This window comes from Bacillus alkalicellulosilyticus, from assembly GCF_002019795.1.
Lineage (GTDB): Bacteria > Bacillota > Bacilli > Bacillales > Bacillaceae_F > Bacillus_AO > Bacillus_AO alkalicellulosilyticum.
In genome coordinates, this window is sequence record NZ_KV917381.1 from 3772319 (window position 1) to 3793219 (window position 20901).

Sequence of the window (20901 nt, forward strand, 5' to 3'; positions counted from 1 at the left end):
CCAATGTCTTTTATATCAAGAGTATACTCTATCTAACACTGTCTTCTCTAAGAAATGTCTAATTCCTGCTATGTTTTACTCGCTCACTTATTTAGTAGAAAGTCGTACCGTATCTCGAGCAATCATTACCTCTTCATTTGTCGGTATAATTAACACTTTTACAGGTGAGTGAGGATAATTAATAAAAGCTTCTTTTCCACGAACTTGATTTAAAGAAGGGTCCCAATAGACGCCCATAAATTCGAGGCCTTGTAGCACTCTTTCTCGAATAGTCACACTATTCTCACCAATTCCGGCTGTGAAAATAATGGCATCTACTCCATTCATTCTTGCAGCATATGAACCTACATACTTATGAATTCTTGAAGTGAATACCTCTAATGCAAGCTGAGCTCTTTCATTCCCTTTTTTAGCTTCTTGTTCAATGTCGCGCAAATCACTTGAGAATCCTGACACACCAAGCATTCCACTATTCTTATTTAAAATATCTAATACTTCAGTAGCTGTCTTTCCTGTTTTCTCCATAATGTATGGAATTAAAGCAGGGTCAATATTTCCAGACCGTGTCCCCATCGTTACACCCGCTAATGGCGTAAATCCCATAGATGTATCTAACGATTTTCCAGCATCAATGGCAGCAATACTTGCACCATTTCCAAGATGACAAGAAATTAAGCGCAAATGCTCAATTGGTCTGTCAAGAAGTTCAGCAGCTCGTTGAGAAACATACTTATGAGATGTTCCATGGAAACCATATTTTCGAATTCCATAATTTTTATAATAATCGTATGGCAAACTATATAAAAAGGATTTCTCGGGCATTGTTTGATGAAATGCCGTATCAAATACTGCGACTGATGGTACATTCGGTAAAACTTCTTGAAAGGCTTGAATTCCGATGATATTAGCTGGGTTATGTAATGGCGCAAGCTCAGTCACTTCTTCGATCCCTTTTAAAACTTCATCTGTAATCATTACAGAATCATTAAACTTCTCTCCCCCATGAACCACTCGGTGCCCAATTCCATCAATTTCATCAAGAGTTTCAATAATGTGTAACGTTGTTAATTTATCTAATAATATTTTTACAGCAACGGAGTGATCTGGGATATCTAGTATATTTTCTTGTTTTTCTCCTTTCACTTCAATTGTAAAGACGCTATCATTTAAACCAATTCTTTCAACAATCCCTTTTGTTACAATGGTTTCCTCTGGCATGTCGAGTAACTGAAATTTTAATGAAGAACTTCCTGCATTTATTGCCATAATTTTTGCCATCGTTTGTTTACAGCCCCTTTTAGTAACAGTTCATTATAATTCTCTCTTATTTAAGCACCTAGTCGGTTAACTTTCAAGGAATCACAGCAAAAGTTAACCAAAGTTTCTATATTCTGAATTGAGCTAATTATCTTCTATATGATGTGCTGTACCAAGCAATATATACAAAAACGTTAAACCGTTTATAGCCTTAGCTGTTCTTTAAACCATTTATCAATTTGTCTCATCATATCTGAAAGGGCGTCTTTATTAGAAAATGAAGGGAGTTCTGCTAACAAGGCTTGCCTTGGCGTTTTTACGTCTTCCCCTTTTTTCTGTAGAAGCAATACACTTTTCCCGTACTTTGCATCTTTAAACATAGAAGCTGGTAATTGAAGTAAACCTAACACAATTCCTTCGTTTTTCAAAAACTGGTGAAGGTTTGGTGCTTCTTCACTTTCAAAAAGAAAGTTAGGTACGATAAACACCATATATCCACCTGGCTTTACGACTTGAAATGTCCGTTCTATCATTAAATGTTGAAGAAAAGATTTTCCTTCCTTTGCCTTCAGTACATATTGGTCTGCTATTTCCTCATTTGGATAAAATCCTACCGGTAAATCTGAGACGACCATATCAATCTCTGGAAGTGAAACTGGACGAATGCTGTCCTCATGAAATAATTGGATTTCTGACTGTTGTAAATTAGCACTTACATACGCTACTTTAAGAAGGGTCTCATCGACCTCAAATCCAAAAGTTGCCACCAGAGATGGACTTTGATTAACAACAGCTGATACTAAGTTTGCTGTACCAATAGCGGGATCAAGTAAGGAAAAATTCTTTTTTCCAGCTTGTAATTTATTTACTAAATAACTGATAAATAAAGCAACCGCATCTGGAGTAAGCGCATGGTGAGGTTGTGTTGCCTCTTTCATTCCTTTTAAGACGGCAAGTTGTATTGCTTTTCTTATATGTTCAGCTTGATAGCTGTCAACGTCTATCGCTGACACTCGCTCTTGAACATGTTTTTTTGTAGATGGTGTTAAGTTGATCATCGCACCATTATCATATAAAAATTCGCCCGCTTCAGCCAATGCCTCTAAATATGTAATATTTAACTCTTCTTTGACAAGTTCCGCGCATTCATTAAGACATACGAATAATTGTTCTACCTCTGATTTTATTTCTACCATTGTTGTTCCTCCTTCTCCTCATGCCACATATTGTATCATATTCATTATAGCCATTTTAAAAATAGAATTTACGGTATATCTAAAAAACCTTTGGTAGAAAACTACCAAAGGTTTTTTAGATATTACTGAGCTGCTTTAGCAGCTGCAATTGCTGCCTCATAATCAGGGTGGTTTGTAGCCTCAGAAACATATTCCGCATATGCCACTTTATTGTTTGAATCAACAACGAACACGGCTCTAGCTAATAAGCGTAACTCCTCAATTGCCAAACCATATGCTTTTCCAAAAGAAAGGTCACGATGGTCAGAAAGGGTTTGAACATTTTCAATCCCAGCTGCACCACACCAACGCTTTTGAGCAAAAGGTAAATCCACACTTACCGTTAAAATCTTAACGCCTTCTAATGAAGAAGCCTCCTCATTAAAACGTCTTGTTTGTTGGTCACATACTCCTGTATCAATCGAAGGTACAACGCTAATCAAACGAACTTGACCGTTAGAATCTGCTAATGAAACTGGTGATAAATCATTCGCTAAAACCGAAAATTCAGGTGCTGCGTCTCCTACTTTTACCTCATTACCTAACAACGTCATTGGATTTCCTTTAAACGTAATACTAGCCATACTAAATCTCCTCCTTAGTTTTATGTACAGTGTAATCATAGGATGTTCTGTGTAATAATTCAACCAATACCTATTATTATTGGCTACACAAAAATAAAAACTAAGGCTGGTCGCCTTAGTTTTTTTTTTTATTTGTATTAGATAGATGCGTCATTCATGGGTGAATCCATTGGATTAGTTGGAGGTGTTCCCATGTTTGTTTGGTTGTTGTTACCACCAATCATTTGTTGAATCTTATCAACGACTTGTGGAGCAAAATCCATCAATTTTTCATATAAATGAGTACTTCCATCAAGGTGAACCATTTTAATACCAGTAGAGCTTACGACTAAAAAGGCAATTGGTGTAATTGAAACACCGCCACCACTACCTCCACCAAAAGGATGTTCATCTTCAGTTTCTGGACCATGGTCAATGACGAATTCACTACCACCTGCAGCGAAACCAAACCCTACTTTGGAAACTGGCATAATTACACTGCCATCTGGTGTTTCTACTGGGTCACCTACAATGGTATTTACATCGACCATTTCTTTTAAGTTCTCCATTGCTGTTTGCATTAAACCTTGAATTGGATGTTCAGACATAATACATTCCTCCTTAACCGCTAACTTTTTCGTCTACTGATTGGAAGAAGCTTGGTCGCTTCTTCCAATGACGTACAATTAATAGACCTGCGATTATAGCATGCCCTAGGCGAAACGAAATGATACATGAAAAATCAGTACGTGTAACCTTTCTTTGAAAGTTAGGTGTTATCGATAATTTAGGCTTCTCCAACAACCTAAAGTAGTTAGATATGATACCGATAATACCACCCTTTACACTCCATATCATTCCACTTAAAAAGCCAGTTAATGCAGCATCATGAATTCCAATTTGACTGTTCCATTTAATATCCCTCACTGATACTTTCCGAAGAAATTTCCGAACAATTTTATGAAAGCCAACGATGTGCTGCAAGAACTCTTTAAGTTGTCTAAATTTCTCTACTAAGTATTCGGGAGTAATTTTTAACTTCTTTTTTGAATCCGCTTCACCTACACCATGTTCCTCTTCTACAATGACAGAAGCAGAATCGTCATCAATTTTTATTAATGGCAACTTCATTGTATATGTAATGATTTTCCACGCTTGCATACGAACAACTAACTCATCATCAACTCCATGATGATAATATGTAATATGTATCGTAATTTTCGTTACTACAAGGATTAAAAAGAAAATCAGTAGTAGTACTAGAGCGGCAATTACCCAATTCATATCTGTTCACCTTTTTCCACTCTTTTTTCCATAGCATTCTACATTATTAGCTAGATAACAATAAAATAAACCTGTCAGCAACAAATGCTAACAGGTTTTTCTATTATGCCCTTGGTTCAAGAATGACATACGTATCAGCCACTTTATCATGAATCCCTTGTTTCTTACGCGAAAAGGCAACAACAACATATAGTGCACTTAAGAAAAACAAAGCTTGGTGAATGTAACGCCCTATCACTTCTCGGAAGATAACAGTTTGCCATGACAGTGGTCCTCTGTCTACGGTTATTACTTTAAGTCCGAATACCATTTTTCCAAGAGTTTGCTGAAAATATTTTGTCATAAGAACAAAATATAAAAATGAGACAATGGTTGTAAGGGTCCCACCTACGGCAAATGTAAGGAATCGTTCATCAATCAAGCCCGTAAAACGTAAAATCGGGTAAATGACAATACCATTTACACTAAAGATTACAACTCCGTCAAGTAAAAATGCCCAAAACCTCATCCAAAATCCCGCGTACAAAAGGATTTCTTCGGGTTTTTCCATAGATATAACATGTTCTTCATTATAATTATTTATTTCTTTTTCATCCACCAAAATCACCTCACCTTGTATATAGATACATTAATGTTGGGGAATTTGAACGGTTCATTAATTCATTAATCCCAAGTAAATCATCATTCCTTGATAGGAAACGCTGAGCCGTCATACCAAACAATTGGTTAAATCCAATAGACTGTTCATAACGAATCACATCTAATCTACCTCTTCCAATGTCATCCATTAACATGTCAATTGCATCGTCGCGTGTACCTAATGCATCTACTAAATCTTCTGCTAATGCTTGCTTACCAGTATAAATTCGACCGTCTCCTAACCTTCTCACTTCAGTTTCAGACATATTTCTGCCTTGGACAATAACTTCAACAAAATCATCAAATACCTCTTCAATCATTTCTTGCATAATTTCTCTTTCCGTTTCTGTCATTTCCCTTGTCATCGACATTATATCTTTATGAGCGCCGCTTTTTATGACTTGTTCTTGAATTCCAATATTTTCTGCTAATTCTGCAACATTAATTGATTGCATAATAACTCCAATAGACCCTGTAATTGTCGATGGGTGTGCAATGATTTTATCTGCTGGTGCAGCTATGTAATACCCTCCTGAAGCAGCCATACTTCCCATCGATACATAAATCGGCTTTTCATATTCTTCTTGAATCTCTGTTATTTTATCGTGGATTTCTGCGCTTTCTACGACACCACCACCAGGCGTATTAACGCGAATAAGAATACCGTCAACTAGAGGATCTTGACCGGCATGTTCTAACATTGATAAAAAGCTACGGTGCCGATAACCCGCTACATCAAAAATGGATACAGAATCACCCGTATCCTGAATCACTCCATTCACATCTAATACTGCAATTTTTCCAGTACTGTCTCCATGCTCTTCAATTATTTCACTCCACGTTTGTTCCTCCATACTAAATAAGTCATCAAAATTCGATGAAAATGCCATTGATGCTACGTGAGTAATCATTGAAACAAAAAGAAGACCTACCGCGGCAATAAGCGCTATCCATCTTTTACTATTCATAAGTTTCTTCCTCCCTCTGCATTATACATTGTTAAATTTTAACACAATGCTCACAGGAATAAAACCAAAGTGTTCGGTCGGTATGATAAGATAAAGCAGAATGGGGAGAATAAAGAAGGATACTTTCTAAAAAGGAGAATTGTAAATGCCGCATCGTAAAAATATATTTTTTTATGGAAAACATACACCAGTCTACGAAGAGAAGATTAAAGAATTCAAAGTTCTTGCAACCCAACAAGGATTTACAGTTGTGGAGGATGTAAGCGAGGCAAATATTATAGCAAGCGTAGGTGGTGATAATGCCTTCTTGCAAGCAATTCGAAAAACAAATTTTCGTGACGACTGTTTATATGTAGGAGTTAGCATTGATGATGTTGGATTTTATACTGATTTCACTGCCCAAGATCCAATGATCATGTTAGAAGCTATGAAGAATGAAGAAGTCGAGGTACGACGCTATCCAACCATTGAAGTAACAATTGATGAGGATAAACCATTTTATTGTTTAAACGAATGTTCAATTAGGTCAAACGTCATTAAAACATTTGTAATTGATGTCTACATAGATGACTTACAGTTTGAAACCTTTAGAGGAGACGGCATGATTATTTCCACTCCTACAGGAAGTACTGCTTATAATAAATCAGTTCAAGGTGCGATTGTTGACCCATTACTTCCGTCCATGCAAGTAAGTGAAATTGCTTCTTTAAATAACAATCAGTACCGTACGTTAGGAACTTCTTTTATCTTAAGTGGAGAACGAACATTATCTTTACAAGTCGTACAAGACGGAAATGACCATCCGATTATTGGTTTAGATAACGAAGCCTTAAGCATTCGACATTCCAAGGAATTAAAAATAAAGTTATCCGGAAAACACATCAAAGTATTGAAGTTAAAAAACAATTCCTTCTGGCACAAAGTCCAACGTAAATTTTTATAAGCAAGTTGTGAGTGTAGTTCTCACAACTTGCTGAAGTGAGTGTAGTTCTCACAACTTGCTGAACAAAGCGGTCTTTTCTCATACTCTCAGCCAAGCTTAAAAGATACAAAGGCTTTTTTTTTTAAGAGGAAACTAAGGGCACCTTTTTAGTTTCCTCTTTCATACATAATTGTATTGTCTACCACCGTTTTTAACACTTTTGTTTTTAAAATTTGATCTGGTTCAATCTCAAATAAATTCTGATCTAAAACGGTAAAATCAGCTGTATATCCTGGGAAGATTTTTCCTCTTGTTTCTTCTTTTCCGATAGCATATGCACTTCCTGTTGTAAAAAGCGAAACGGCTTCAAACGCCGAGAGTTTTTCATTTTTTCCGTAACCTTCATGACTTTCTTCAGGTTTCCTTCTAGTTATAGCTGCATGAATTCCTTGCAACGGATTTACGGGTTCAATAGGGGCATCTGACCCACCTGCACAATGCAGGCCATGTTCCATTAACGTTTTCCAAGCAAAAGAATAAGGAAGACGCTCTTCGCCAAGTCGTTCTTGAACCCATGGAAAATCCGATGACACAAACATGGGTTGAATATCTAACACAACAGATAGTTTCTGTAATTCAACTAGCAACTCTTTCCTAGTTACTTGGAGATGAATTAACCTATCCCTTAACCCCTGTTTTACAGGATGTTTCTTGATGGTCTCAATCGCCATTTCTAAAGCTAAATCACCAATCACATGAATTGCCACTGACATGTCATAGTCACGCGCTTTCTTCACTAGGCTCTCAAGCTCCTCACTGGTATGAATCGCTACACCTGAAGTTTCAGGAGCGTCATTATACGGTTTACTTAGTAAGGCCGTTCGCCCCCCTAGAGCACCATCAGCAAAGATTTTCATTCCACCAAATTCAAGAAACGGTGTGATCTCTCCTTGGTTGTAATTCTGTTGCATGGTATCTACGACATCGTGATGCACGAGTAAATGAGCTCTAAATTTCCTAGTTGTACCATCTATGACCTTTTGAAAAGTAGTAAACGTTCGTTCAAATCCTCCATAATAAGCTAAGTCCTCGGTATGCCCACCTACTAGACCTAAACTAAGCATATCATCAACGGCAACTTGTAAGGCTTTATGTAAGTAAGCTTCACTCACTTCAGGTACACATTCTTTTACTATTTCCTGAGCCTCATCTAATAAATAACCGGTTGGTTCTCCTTCATTATCTTTTACAATAATGCCTCCTTGAGGATCAACTTGACTTTTCCTAATTTTTGCAATTTCAAGAGCTTTCGAATTGGCTAAAATAGCGTGTCTACAAACTCGAGTTAACATGATAGGATGTTCAGATGAAATGTCATCTAACTCTTGACGATGGAATATCTTTCGGTCCGGAAAATTATTTTCATTCCAACCTTCTCCAATTACCCATTCGCCCTTCTTCGTACTTGAAACTTTATTTAGGAGTAATTGCTTCATTTCTTCAGCACTCGTAACATTTGATAAATCTAAACGTATTATTTTTTCTCCGTGCCCAATGATATGTAGATGGCTATCGACAAAACCTGGGTAAATGTATTTTTTGTGAAGATCAATTCGTTTGTTGATTTGGTTAGAGTGTATGTGTTCAAGTTCAACTTTAGTTCCGATTGCCACTATATATCCCTTTTCAACATAAACTGCTTCAACAGTTTCACTTTCTCCATTCATCGTAAAAAAAGTTCCGTTATACCATAACGTACCCATGAAAACCCCTCTTTCTTTAATCAATAGCTATATCCTGTCAAATTTCCTAAGTAAATGCAAATAGGCTTATATTATAATATTTCATTGTAAAAAAAAATGACATAAAAAAGAAAGGATGACGGTATAGTCCGTCACCCTTTCAGCCATTATATTTAATGTTTGTTGATTATTGTTGGTATCCGCTCATTTGTTGTTGAGCCATTGATACTAAACGCTTAGTGATCTCTCCACCTACAGACCCGTTAGCACGAGAAGTAGTGTCAGCACCAAGGTTTACACCAAATTCTTGAGCGATTTCAACTTTCATTTGGTCTAATGCTTGCTGTACGCCAGGTACTAGCAATTGGTTTGAGTTATTGCTGTTTGCCATGTCTCTCACCTCCTTTGTTACCTATAGACTGTGTCAGAAGGAGGTTTTTCATACAAGAAAACACGTTGGTAATTGTTTCTTTTTACCTAGAAAAAAAGCCCAATAGATTTTACTTTATAATAAGTCATCCAATTCAGTATCGTTTACACGCTCTGATGCCGTTATTTTGACAACTTCTGTTTGCTGTAGGGCTTCTTCAATATAGCTTTCATAATCAAAATTAGCTTCATATTTATTCGCATGCTCACGCTTGGGTCTCGTTTTTGATTGAGGTGGCAAGAAAATCGTACAACAATCTTCAAATGGCAAAATAGATGTTTCATAAGTCCCGATTTTTTCTGCAATCTGAATCACTTCCAGTTTATCCATTGTAACTAACGGACGAATAACTGGTAAGTTTGTTACCTCATTTATCGTGTTCATACTATGCAGGGTTTGGCTAGCCACTTGACCTAAACTTTCCCCCGTGGTTATTCCAAGAGATTTTTGCTCAGTTGCAATCCGTTCACTAATGCGTAACATCATTCTTCGCATAATTGTCATTGCAAAATTACTAGGAATTTTCTCATGAATCGCCTTTTGTAATTCTGTAAAAGGAACTAAATGCAAATGAATCGTACCACCGAATTGAGTAAGAATTTTTGTTAAATCCATTACCTTTTGCTTTGCTCGCTCATTTGTAAACGGCGGGCTATGGAAATGAATTGCATTAATTTTCAATCCTCTTTTCATTGCTAAATAACCAGCAACTGGACTATCAATTCCACCTGAAAGCATTAACATTACCTTACCGCCTGTACCAACAGGAAGGCCACCAGCCCCAGGAATATTTCCACAGGTAATATAGGTTGCGGTTTCACGCACCTCAACCTTCACTTCAACATCAGGTTTGTGTACATCAACAGTAATCCCATCAGTATTAATTAAAATGTGTGAACCAATGTAATGATTTAACTTTTGGGACTCAATTGGGAATGTTTTAAACGCTCTTCTGGAAGATACTTTGAACGTTTTTACATCTTCTTTATCTTTAATCGCTTGCAACGCGGCAGCTTTTATCGCTTCTAGGTCATTTTCGACTTTCATAGCCACACTAAATGAATGGATTCCGAATACATGGGAGAGTTTTTCAATAATGGGTTCAACCGGTTCCCCATTTAATTCAATCATCATACGACCGAACGTTCTTTCTATTTTACATTGTGAAAATGGTTTAATCACCTGTTTGATGTTTGATTTTAATGTTTTCTCAAACTCAGTTCGATTTTTCCCTTTAAGCGCCAATTCTCCATAACGAATTAATATATGATCATATATCATCTTTATCTACCTCATAACTTCTAATAATTCTGGAACAAGTGTCGACATAATTTCAGTAAAAATCAACACTTCTTCTTTTGTATTTTCAAAACTAAAACTTACCCTTATACCGCTTTCTGCTTTCTTTTTCCCTACTCCCATCGCAAGAAGTACCCTGCTCGGAGAAGCTAACTTTGACGAACAAGCTGACTTTGTAGATACATATATGTTTTTTTCAGAAAGTGACTGAATAATGACTTCTGGCTTTGCTCCCGGAATTGAAAAGTTGACAATATGAGGTGCAAAATTCTTTTCTTTACTATTTAAGAAAATGCCTTCAATCGTTGACAGTTTTTCACATGTTAACCTTTTTAATTCATATAAATGTTGAACATTTTTAGCTTGTTCCATCGAAAGACGTAACGCTTTTGCTAAAGCTGCTGCACCCGCTACATTCTCAGTGCCTGCACGTAATTTTGCTTCCTGCACACCTCCAAGAAGAATAGGAGATAAGCGAACCCCACTTCTAACATAAAGGACCCCGTTTCCTTTAAGACCGTGAAACTTATGAGCGGATATCGTACAAAGATCGATTTTTGCTTCTTTTAACGACAGTGGAACCTTTGTTATTCCTTGTACATGGTCAACATGAAAGAAGACTTTTGGGTATCGAGATAGCAATTTCCCTATTTCCTTAACCGGTTGTATCGCTCCTGTTTCATTGTTAACATGTATCATCGAAACAAGAATCGTATCCGAACGTAAAGCTTTTCGAACATCCTCTAAGCGGACGATCCCGTTCTCATCTACAGGTAAATAGGTTACATCATAGCCTATTTTTTCAAGCGATTTAAACGTTTCATCAATGGACGGATGTTCCACAGATGTAGTGATAAGATGCTTTCCACGACCGCTATGCTCGAAGGCAATTCCTTTAATTGCTAAGTTATTACTTTCTGTCCCACCAGAGGTAAAAACAACTTCTTTAGCATCCACCTTTAAAAGGGAAGCAACCAATTGCCTTGATTTTATAATTAACTGTTCTGCTTGCAATCCAACATTATGCAACGAAGATGGATTACCAAAGTAGGTTTCAGAAACCTTGACATACGTATCAAGTACGTCTTTATATGGTTTTGTTGTAGCACTATTATCTAAATAAATCATACTTGTCTCCTTTGACTAAGACCCTCTGCATCATTTTATGTTATCATAAATTGTTCAAGAAGAGAAAAAATGTTGTATAAGAAAAACCGCAAAGCGGTCCTTTCTGATTTAGCTTAAAAGACATCTATGAGCATCTAAATTTTTTATACATTCTTACTTTGTAAGAAAAACGGCAAAGCCGTCTTTTTGCTAGCAAGACATTTATAAGGGAGCTAAATTTTATCCTTTATTATTAGTCTAAAAAGAAAGGATGTAACAAAAGGTAATTACACCTTTAATTACATCCATTTTGGATATCGATTAACTCTCTACTAGCTGTTGTTCTTCTTTTGTTTCTTCTGTTAGTTTTTCGATAATATTAGGATTGTAAGGCTTGATTGTTTCATACGCCAATTCTATAGCATCTTCATAATAAAAGCTTCTAAATGCATATTCAGCTTCTGTTAATTTTTCATCTAGTGCTTGCGATTTACTACGGTAGCGGTTTCCATACTGGATCAAACGTTCAGCCAACATAGCATCATTAATCGTCTTAAGAAGTTGCTCAAACACCGTATCAACATGAGTTGCCGCATCTTCAACCTTAGTATTGACAGCACCCATTTCTAGAGGAACTTCTTCAAGCTTCTGCATCGCATCGACTAATTTATCTTCAGATAGCTTTAATTCATCAATGATATTCACTGGCAAGCCAGGAACATTGCTTTTTTGTAAAATTCGTTTTCCTTCAATTAGCTGTTGTTTTAGACCTTTTAACTTTGATTTTGCATTAATTTCTTCTTGCCTTAAAGTTGTTAAATACGCTTTTGATTCTTCTACTTTATTTACAACCTGATGATATTTCCCTTCAAAGATAGTCATCATATCTAAGATATCCTTAAATGATTTTTGATTTGTATCAATTGAAGTTGTTATTTCAATAAGCAATTTGGACATTTCTTGCAGTTGTTTTTTCAAACCTTGTTGGTTTTGAAGTTCATTTTCATCTATTTTATAGCTTTGCTGTGTGCTAGTCGTATCTTGTTGAAGTTCTTTTAGACTATTTTGAATGCTACTCAGATTTGTCTGAATTTCTACAACTAATTCTTCCACCTTTACCTTCGCTTCAACTTCAGTCTCAATCGTTTCATATAATTTCTCAATGGTTTCATTTATATTTTCTTGAGCTTGCTTCGCTTCTGTTATTTCCAAATTGGCTATTCCATCTAATTGCTTGACACAATCCAATGATAATCTTTCTATCTCTTCTTCAATTCCGTAGTGGTGAAGACTAAACCCACCTTCTTCCATATCAATGATTCCTTGTTGTAATTCTCTAAGCTCTTCTGGAATTACGGATTGATATTGGATAAGTAATTTTGGAATGTCAACGAGCATCGTTTGGATATCTGAAATCGTCGAAGTAACCGACTGAAGTATATCTCTTGCCTTGATATAATTTCCTTGTTCCGTTGACTCTTTAAACTCTTCAAATGAGACGGATACCGCTTCGAGTCTTTGCTCTATTGATCCAGAGGCAACACCAAATGAGTTTCGGTGGATGTTAAAGTACTTCTTATTGTCTAGGAATTGCTTTTCCACTTCACTAATATCCTTACGATTTTGTTCTTCACTTTCAACCAGAAGTGAAATGTCTGCAAGCATCGTTTTTAAAATTTCTTCAATACGATTCATTTCTTCTACAAGAACGTTTAGTAATGTTCTAGCCTTTTTAAACTGATATTTATTCGCAAATTCTTCAACATCAAAGAGTTTTTCTTCAATATCAGGCAATGTAGAACCAACAATATGGTCCCAGCTATTTCTCCATTGTTCAAACTTCTCTTCTGTCTCACCCGACATAATTAAACTCTTCACTTTAGATATTTCATCTGTAATGGGGCGATTCATTATCTTAATCTTCCAATCTTCTATACGGTCAACTTCCTTATAAATTCGATTTCTAGAAACTGCCCCGTATATAAAGACTGCAACAACAATAATGATTATTCCATATATAACTTCCATATTTTCTTCAACTCATTTCCTTTATATTCCATTACAGAGAGCATCTCTCTTCTATCATTCTCTATTTTTCAACAAAACCTTTTAAAATCTGCATGTATTTGTTACATTATATGATACCATGGAATGACATTTTTTGAATCATTTTTTTCAATTCAATCACTAAAATTTCCTAATGTATCGGTATGTTACGTTATAATTATTTTGAAAATCTTTTCAGAACTAAAAAGATGAAGAATACAGACGAAAAAAATTTGTAGAAAGAAGGACTGAAAATGATTCACTATGATAGCCACATTCATACGCCTTTTTGTCCACACGGCTCACTAGATTCGTTTATTACTTACATAGAAACGGCCATTTCCAAAAACCTTAAAGGAATTACATTTACAGAACATGCTCCGCTACCAAAAGGATTTATGGACCCAACTCCACAACAAGACAGCGCCATGAAAGCTGAAGATTTACCGGAATATTTAAAGCAACTTACCCAATTAAAGAAAACGTATCAACAAAAAATTCAAATACTAATTGGATTAGAAGTCGATTTTATAGAAGGGTACGAAGAAGAAATTACTGACTTTTTAATGAAGCATGGTCCACAATTGGATGACAGTATCCTCTCAGTCCATTTTTTAAAACACAAACAAGCTTACTACTGTATGGACTATAGTGACGACTTTTTTGGCGAGATGATCTCGGTCTTCGGTTCGGTCGAAGCGATTTATGACAGCTATTACGCCACTCTTAAGAAATCCATACTAGCTCCACTTGGACCTTTTAAACCAAGACGTATAGGCCATATGACATTAGTACATAAATTCCAAAAACGATTTCCATGCTCTACGTCTTATTGGGCAGTCGTGATGAATATTTTAGATGATATTAAGAGTCAGGGATTGAGCCTAGATTATAATAGCGCTGGGCTAGTTAAACCTTTATGCGAGGAAACATACCCACCCGAAACAGTCGCAATCGAAGCACAAAAAAGAAAAATCCCTCTCGTCTATGGCTCTGATGCTCATAGTGCAAAGGGATTATTACAAGGCTCGAATACGATAAGTCAAGACATCACACTATCCGCTCCAACAATTACTTCAACGTAGGTATTTTTGGATCACATAAATAATTATCAATCCAAACTGATACATACTGAATGTAAGATTCAATAAAATATCGGTCATGAGGCAACAGATGGTGGACTTCACGGATGTATTGGGGATGCAGGAACGGCAGTGTCATCATCCCTCTTATCTGAATAATAATAAAATCGATGGGCTGGTTCGTAAATTTTTTACGTTCCATCCCTTTTTCTAATATTTCGTAAAAGATATGTTTTTCTTTCATCAAATAAGTACTCATTAATTCTCTTACTAACATCGTGTCCAGTGTAATCTCTCGATGAACAAACCGAGCAACATCGTGATGTTCCTGTTGATAATAGAGAACGTGTTCAATGCTTCCTAATAATGAAGCTCTTACATCCTCTTTTCCTTCAATGATAGCTCCTTGCTCTAGTGCCTGGAGGTAGCCCTCAAAGAAAGTAATCATTAAGTATTCCAATAACCCTTTTTTACTTCCAAAATAATATGAAATAAGAGCAGCGTTAACATTTGCTCGTTCGCAAATCATTCGTACGGAGGTTCCACTGTATCCTTGTACGTTAAAAAGAGAAATAGCCGAATCTATTACTTTTTGCTTAGTCCCATCTTTTACAGTAGTCATTACTATCCCCCTAGTGATGATAGCTTAGTTAGCCTAGTATATACTTCGATAAAGATAACAAATGTCCTTTTTTACAGAATTTCCTGCAATACTGCTTTGTTTTTACCTGTCCTCTTCGCTTCGTATAGACCTTCATCAGCTAGATTGAATAGCTTCTTCAAAGAATCATCTTTTCCTGTACTCCAAGATGATATGCCACAAGACACCGTGACCATTGGACTGGTTTCTTTACTCACAGCTCTAACAATACGTTCTGCAGCCATTACTCCAATTTCAGGTTTAATATTTGGAAGATAAATCGCTAATTCTTCGCCACCCCACCTTGCAGCAATATCCGTTTCTCTTATGCTCTTTTTCATAATATTAGCTACTTGAATGATGATATCATCACCAACTTGATGACCATAGGTATCGTTTATTTTTTTGAAATTATCAATGTCAAACAATAAAAAGCTTCCACCAGCGTCATGAAGCATTGATGTTTGAATTCTTTCATCTAAAAAGTTTCTAGAATACAGTTTAGTCAAATGGTCCGTGATGACTAGCTTTTCTAATTCTTCATGAAGCATAGAATTCGTAAAAGCCAATGTTGAATGGTAAATAAGTGATTGTAAAAGTTTAAAGTGATCAAATGTGAAATGATATGGGCTTGAATGTAACACGATGGCCATGCCTTTTAATTTCCCACTTTGGATCATCGGCACCGCCAAAAGAGAACGGAATCCTCCTAGCGAATATTGTTTCTCTTTTTGGATATCACCAATAAATAAAGATTCTTTTTCTTGCTTCACTTTATCACAAACTTTGGTAATTTCATGGATCGTTTCTGGAAAAAAGAAGTAACTTGTACTTCCTTCCATCACTACAATTTCCCCATTGGATTGATACATTACAAAACCAACCTCTTCGGCATTAAATGAAAGAAGAATTTGGTTTGTCATAAAATTAATAGAATCAGATAAACGCAAATTAGCATTTAGCTGGTGAGATGTTTGATTAATTAATTGTAAGTCCTCAATTAAATTTCTAGACTGTTGGTAAAGTTCTGTATTTTCAAGAGCATTTCCACCAATATCAGCAAGTAACTCTATAAATTCAAGCTCAAAATCATAGGTTACAAAATCTGGTGATGTCTTCAACTCTAAGACTCCATAAGAGCCTTGCTTCCCACGGAGAGGAGCATAGATGACAGGTAATCCAACTCCATTGGTGACAATTTCTATTTGACCTGTTAAATAAGCTACTTCCGCCTTCCCAGACTCATCATTAATACTATACTTTAATTGTTTTATCGGTAAATTTTGATGAACTTCCCATTCTCTAGTTAAGTATAAGACTACATCAAAACCTGAATATGCTTCTTCAAGAGCAAGCACTACTTCTTTTAAAATTTCACCAACATCCATAGAAGAATGAAATTTTTTTGTCACACTTAACAATAACTGGTTTCTCAACATTTCAACTTCTCGCTGTTCGTTCATCCTCGCCTTTTCAAAAAGAGGGGTTAGCTTCACCAAGTCATTAGAATAACCCTCTAATATTTCTTCTGAAACCGGATGACATAAAAAACCAATAACCAAAAGACCAAATGTATTTTTGTCTTTAAGTTGTATACTTACGAGGGACTGGTACTTTTCTTGTTTATTGCTAGTGAATAAATTTTTGTTAATAGAAATAATGTCAGTTCCTACAATACTTTTTGCTATACAAGATTGATTATCACGAAAGAAAACTTCTCCTGTTCCGACTATCGGCGTAAAATAATGTTCATTCATTACCTCATATAAGATGATTTCAATGGAATGTTCTGGAAATGCGTTTTTTGTCATTTCCTCTATGGCTGTTACCATCGCTGAGTAGGTAATATTATAATTAGTAGAGAGTAGTACCTTGCCAATTAAAGATTCAATATTTGTTTGATTATTTACATTCACGTTAAATACCACCACACTCAGTATATTTCTATTACTTTAAAAAGTAAGCCTTTTCAATACCATTGTTTAACTAAAAATTTACTATCTTTCCATTATACTTTAATTCTAAGATATTTGAATAGTTCATTTTTCTGCATTAAAACATAATAACGTATTATAATTGACTACTCAAGTAAATGACCTTGACATTAGATTCTATACATTATATAATTGCCTTTGTGTAAAAAGACAGCCACAGCAAACTTGGTATGGTTACTTATTTCATTTTGTTCCTCAATTCTTGCGGCTGAATTCATTGAGGTGCATCGTGTAACTTCTAGCTGTCGAAGCGAAGATGCATGAAAGCAAAATGACCTTGTCAAGAGATTGCTCAACGGTTGTTATTTTGCTCAAAACAAAATAACAAAGGAGGAGTCATTCATGGCTCGATATACTGGTCCATCATGGAAACTATCTCGTCGTTTAGGAATTTCACTAAGCGGAACGGGAAAAGAATTAGAAAAACGTCCTTACGCTCCTGGACAACATGGTCCTAACCAACGTAAAAAGATTTCTGAGTACGGTACACAACTTCAGGAGAAACAAAAACTTCGTCATATGTTCGGAATTAACGAGCGTCAATTCCGTCGTATTTTTGATGATGCTGGTAAAATGCAAGGAATTCACGGGGAGAACTTCATGATTCTTCTTGAGTCTCGTCTTGATAACCTTGTTTACCGTTTAGGCTTAGCTCGTACTCGTCGTGCAGCTCGCCAATTAGTAAACCATGGTCACATCGTTGTTGACGGTGGACGCGTTGATATTCCATCATACCGCGTGAAGCCTGGACAAACAATTTCTGTTCGTGAAAAATCTAGAAATGCTCAAGTCATTAAAGAAGCTCTAGAAGTAAACGACTTTGTACCTGGATACTTAACTTTTGATGCTGATAAATTAGAAGGTACTTACACTCGCTTACCAGAGCGTTCTGAATTACCTGCTGAAATTACTGAAGCTCTTATCGTTGAGTTCTACTCTCGTTAATCTACAACCAAATTTAATCCCGAGAAAATGTTGTACATCAACATTCGCTCGGGATTATTTTTTGTAGACTTATTCCCATAAAACTATTGTTAGGAGCACTGTGTAGAGCTTACTATTAACAATAACAAACCATCAATATATTTCCATCTGGGTCTTTGAAGTTAAACCAATGCCCATTCTCAATACCTGTCACAAATTCTACCTTACGTTCTTGTAAGAATTGATAGGCTCCATGTATGTCATCCGTATTGAAATGAAAAGCAGGGTTTTTATATGTAGAATCCTCATGATAAATGTTACTATCTAGTACAAGGTTTAATCCATTATTATCAAGAGGAATACAACAAAGATGACCTCCAATTATTTCAAACGTAGGTTCAAGATTTAGTATGGAACAGTACCATTCTCTTGCACTTTCGATGTTACTTACAGGGATAAATAAAGCGCCAACCTTACTTGATAGGATATTCATATCATCACTCTCCTAATAATAACGTAATAATTACAACTATATAACCGCTAATACTAATAGAAAAATTACTTATATTTCTGCTTCATGACGAAATAGTATTCTCTCGTGGAACAGTTGTATGTAGAAATTCCTCTTCTATTTTATAAAATTCTTCTTTTAATTGCTCTCTCCCTCCCATTTTTTCAAACCATTTTTCTACACGAGTAACATGCTCTTCGTCGCCCCTTACTTTTGCTTCAATCTTTACATAATCTTCGTAGCTATCATATTCCCATAAAGCAAAAATTTCTACCAAACCGTTTTTTTCTTCAGACATCCATCTTCCAACCAATCTTGCTCCGTATTTAAGTTGAGTCGGTAAAAGAGTCTTATTAAAATGTTCATTAAACGAATCTACAATTCCCGGAGCAACATGATACAGTTTTCTGCGGTACACCATTTTCCATTCCCTCCCAACTATTAAAAATTCATATATTCTCTATTTTATTAGCATAATCCTTGTCTGAATGAATTTAAATTTGAAATAGTTGTATAAATAGGTTTCATTATATGTCACGCTGTGATATAGTCGCAGTATGACATATTGTATCGTTACATACATTTTTGAAATCTAAACTTTCCTGATTGAGAGGTTTTTAAATGGATATAGAAAAGGTCCAAAAAGCTTATTTACCAATGACAGAAACAGCATACTACATTTTACTATCTCTAAATAAACCTCGTCATGGGTACGGAATTGTAAAGCACGTAGAAGAAATCACAAACGGCCGAATCCAGTTAGGTTCAGGAACCGTATACGGTACATTAACCAAAATGCAACGTGATGGCATCATTACAGTGTATGCAGATGAACAAAGGAAAACGGTATATGAAATATCTATACTTGGTAAAACAATTATTAATATCGAAATAAAAAGATTAAAAGAATTATATGATAACGGTCTGACATATGAGGAGGATTTCAATGTATAAAAACATATTTAGACCCATGTGGAGTTTTGATGTAGCAAAGACTGAAGAATGGCTTGGAGAAATGTCAAAACAAGGATTTCATTTCGTTCAGTTAAAGAAGAATTTACGTCTATTTGTATTTAAGAAAGGGGAACCCCAAGAAAAAACATACAAGATCGATTATGAAAAAGGACAAAAAGATCGTTTGCCACAGTCCCTTAGCGCTGACGGCTGGACACTCGTTTGTAAAAGTTCCCGTTGGTATATCATCAGCAATCAAAAATCAGCTTCTTTAATTAAAACAACACCTGTACGGAATGGAATTATTCAACGGAATCAAAAGTGGTATTATATCCACTGTGGATTTCTACTCTTTTTGGCTACAACCGGATTTGGTCACCTCATCAATTTACTATCGTTTCAATCCTACCCGGAAGTTATTTCCGAAACAACTGCGCCTCAGTCGTTTTCGCTTCCAGTAGTCGGCGTTCTATTTTTTGGGGGGATGCTAGCTTTTCTATCTATTTATTCTGTAACTAGTATTAGAAAATCAAATCGTTCCTTCTATGAACAAGAACCAGTGATTGACCATTATACAGATGGGGTTGTAGAAGGAGAAACACCTTTCTCGATGGAGGAAGAAGCTCAACTAAAAAAACATCATAAAATAATTGTAAAAAGAAAGATAGGGTGGTTCTATTCCCCTGATAAGATGGAAAAGTGGCTTGAGGACATGGAGGCTAACGGCTTACATTTATATCGAGTGAGTTGGTCAGGTATCAGCTTTTATTTTCGGGTAGGTCGTCCTCGTAACATGAGTTATTGCATTGAGTACCAAGGCATAGTAAAAAGAGAATCTATTGATTTACACAAAGAAATGGGTTGGAAATGCGCCTATTCTTCATCAACCGGGTTGCAAAAATGGATTATCTGGTCGCAGGAGTATCTTTCTACTGAGAAAAAACCACTGCTTTATAGTGATCCTGAAACGAAACAAAAACAAGCGAAAAAAGTAGCAATCACGTATTGTAGTATGTTTTTGCCATTGGCATTATCTTATGGCTACATCATTTCAAGTCATTCGTATATAGCTTTAAATAATGATTATATTACAATTGACTACCTATATCTTTTTGTTTTTGCGCTATCCATTCTTGTCTTTGGTACTCTTTCTGCAAAATCAGTTTTCTACTATTTTAGGATAAAAAATACATCATGATACAGAAAATAATGAGGCCGGTACGGAAATAGTAAAACATCTGCAATGGCTTCACTCACCACAAAGCCCGTAGTGAAAAACCCACTCACTTCAGCAAGTTCCGGTT

The 20901-nt window shown here is 35.9% G+C and carries 21 protein-coding genes; 5 read left to right on the plus strand and 16 right to left on the minus strand.

What is annotated here, in order from left to right:
- Window positions 1-87: 87 nt before the first annotated feature.
- From BK585_RS18900 to sppA, 7 genes are all read right to left on the minus strand, one after another.
- The gene (locus tag BK585_RS18900; RefSeq protein ID WP_078555491.1) at window positions 88-1278 is read right to left on the minus strand and encodes an acetate kinase; all 1191 of its coding nucleotides are present in this window, start codon (window positions 1276-1278) and stop codon (window positions 88-90) included.
- A 182-nt stretch (window positions 1279-1460) separates the two neighbouring features.
- Window positions 1461-2453: a class I SAM-dependent methyltransferase gene (locus tag BK585_RS18905; RefSeq protein ID WP_078555492.1), complete on the minus strand. Its 993-nt coding sequence runs from the start codon at window positions 2451-2453 to the stop codon at window positions 1461-1463.
- A gap of 122 nt (window positions 2454-2575) precedes the next feature.
- Window positions 2576-3076: a thiol peroxidase gene (gene tpx, locus BK585_RS18910; RefSeq protein ID WP_078555493.1), complete on the minus strand. Its 501-nt coding sequence runs from the start codon at window positions 3074-3076 to the stop codon at window positions 2576-2578.
- A 137-nt stretch (window positions 3077-3213) separates the two neighbouring features.
- A complete protein-coding gene (gene ytfJ / locus BK585_RS18915) occupies window positions 3214-3663 on the minus strand; it encodes a GerW family sporulation protein (protein WP_078555494.1) in 450 nt (149 codons plus the stop codon).
- A 13-nt stretch (window positions 3664-3676) separates the two neighbouring features.
- Window positions 3677-4339 (minus strand): DUF2953 domain-containing protein, encoded by a 663-nt coding sequence (locus tag BK585_RS18920; RefSeq protein ID WP_078555495.1) that lies wholly within the window; start codon window positions 4337-4339, stop codon window positions 3677-3679.
- Window positions 4340-4442: 103 nt separating this feature from the next.
- Window positions 4443-4937 carry an RDD family protein gene (locus BK585_RS18925; protein WP_245805923.1) on the minus strand — a complete coding sequence of 165 codons (495 nt, stop codon included), beginning with the start codon at window positions 4935-4937 and terminating at the stop codon, window positions 4443-4445.
- Between the two features lie 10 nt (window positions 4938-4947).
- The gene (gene sppA, locus BK585_RS18930) at window positions 4948-5946 is read right to left on the minus strand and encodes a signal peptide peptidase SppA (protein ID WP_078555496.1); all 999 of its coding nucleotides are present in this window, start codon (window positions 5944-5946) and stop codon (window positions 4948-4950) included.
- A 145-nt stretch (window positions 5947-6091) separates the two neighbouring features.
- Between sppA and BK585_RS18935 the strand changes: the two genes are divergently transcribed.
- Entirely contained in the window at window positions 6092-6889 is a 798-nt protein-coding gene (locus BK585_RS18935; RefSeq protein WP_078555497.1) for an NAD kinase, read from the plus strand.
- A 146-nt stretch (window positions 6890-7035) separates the two neighbouring features.
- Here BK585_RS18935 and BK585_RS18940 read toward each other — a convergent pair whose 3' ends face one another.
- The 5 genes from BK585_RS18940 to ezrA form a co-directional block, all read right to left on the minus strand.
- Window positions 7036-8631, minus strand: coding sequence for an amidohydrolase (locus BK585_RS18940; RefSeq protein ID WP_078555498.1), 1596 nt, complete (start codon window positions 8629-8631; stop codon window positions 7036-7038).
- Window positions 8632-8797: 166 nt separating this feature from the next.
- Entirely contained in the window at window positions 8798-9001 is a 204-nt protein-coding gene (locus BK585_RS18945) for an alpha/beta-type small acid-soluble spore protein (protein WP_078555499.1), read from the minus strand.
- A 114-nt stretch (window positions 9002-9115) separates the two neighbouring features.
- Window positions 9116-10321 (minus strand): tRNA uracil 4-sulfurtransferase ThiI, encoded by a 1206-nt coding sequence (thiI, locus tag BK585_RS18950; RefSeq protein ID WP_078555500.1) that lies wholly within the window; start codon window positions 10319-10321, stop codon window positions 9116-9118.
- A gap of 6 nt (window positions 10322-10327) precedes the next feature.
- Window positions 10328-11467, minus strand: a complete 1140-nt coding sequence (locus BK585_RS18955) for a cysteine desulfurase family protein (RefSeq protein WP_078555501.1) — start codon at window positions 11465-11467, stop codon at window positions 10328-10330.
- A 300-nt stretch (window positions 11468-11767) separates the two neighbouring features.
- Window positions 11768-13474, minus strand: a complete 1707-nt coding sequence (gene ezrA / locus BK585_RS18960; protein ID WP_078555502.1) for a septation ring formation regulator EzrA — start codon at window positions 13472-13474, stop codon at window positions 11768-11770.
- Window positions 13475-13746: 272 nt separating this feature from the next.
- Here ezrA and hisJ point away from each other — a divergent pair, with 272 nt between their 5' ends.
- Window positions 13747-14577 carry a histidinol-phosphatase HisJ gene (gene hisJ / locus BK585_RS18965; protein ID WP_078555503.1) on the plus strand — a complete coding sequence of 277 codons (831 nt, stop codon included), beginning with the start codon at window positions 13747-13749 and terminating at the stop codon, window positions 14575-14577.
- On the opposite strand, the gene refZ is transcribed toward hisJ, so the two are convergent.
- A complete protein-coding gene (refZ, locus tag BK585_RS18970) occupies window positions 14564-15196 on the minus strand; it encodes a forespore capture DNA-binding protein RefZ (RefSeq protein ID WP_078555504.1) in 633 nt (210 codons plus the stop codon). The two genes, hisJ and refZ, sit on opposite strands and share 14 nt — an antisense overlap.
- A gap of 71 nt (window positions 15197-15267) precedes the next feature.
- Window positions 15268-17130 carry a sensor domain-containing diguanylate cyclase gene (locus BK585_RS18975; RefSeq protein ID WP_078555505.1) on the minus strand — a complete coding sequence of 621 codons (1863 nt, stop codon included), beginning with the start codon at window positions 17128-17130 and terminating at the stop codon, window positions 15268-15270.
- Between the two features lie 420 nt (window positions 17131-17550).
- Between BK585_RS18975 and rpsD the strand changes: the two genes are divergently transcribed.
- Window positions 17551-18153: a 30S ribosomal protein S4 gene (gene rpsD, locus BK585_RS18980; RefSeq protein WP_078555506.1), complete on the plus strand. Its 603-nt coding sequence runs from the start codon at window positions 17551-17553 to the stop codon at window positions 18151-18153.
- A gap of 115 nt (window positions 18154-18268) precedes the next feature.
- On the opposite strand, the gene BK585_RS18985 is transcribed toward rpsD, so the two are convergent.
- Both BK585_RS18985 and BK585_RS18990 read right to left on the minus strand, forming a co-directional pair.
- On the minus strand, window positions 18269-18625 hold the full coding sequence (locus tag BK585_RS18985; RefSeq protein ID WP_078555507.1) for a VOC family protein: 357 nt from the start codon (window positions 18623-18625) through the stop codon (window positions 18269-18271).
- Between the two features lie 82 nt (window positions 18626-18707).
- Window positions 18708-19064, minus strand: a complete 357-nt coding sequence (locus BK585_RS18990) for an NIPSNAP family protein (RefSeq protein WP_078555508.1) — start codon at window positions 19062-19064, stop codon at window positions 18708-18710.
- Window positions 19065-19264: 200 nt separating this feature from the next.
- Between BK585_RS18990 and BK585_RS18995 the strand changes: the two genes are divergently transcribed.
- Window positions 19265-19597, plus strand: coding sequence for a PadR family transcriptional regulator (locus tag BK585_RS18995; protein ID WP_078555509.1), 333 nt, complete (start codon window positions 19265-19267; stop codon window positions 19595-19597).
- The gene (locus tag BK585_RS19000) at window positions 19590-20795 is read left to right on the plus strand and encodes a DUF2812 domain-containing protein (RefSeq protein ID WP_170885647.1); all 1206 of its coding nucleotides are present in this window, start codon (window positions 19590-19592) and stop codon (window positions 20793-20795) included. The genes BK585_RS18995 and BK585_RS19000 overlap by 8 nt, the downstream gene beginning before the upstream one ends.
- Window positions 20796-20901 lie beyond the last annotated feature (106 nt).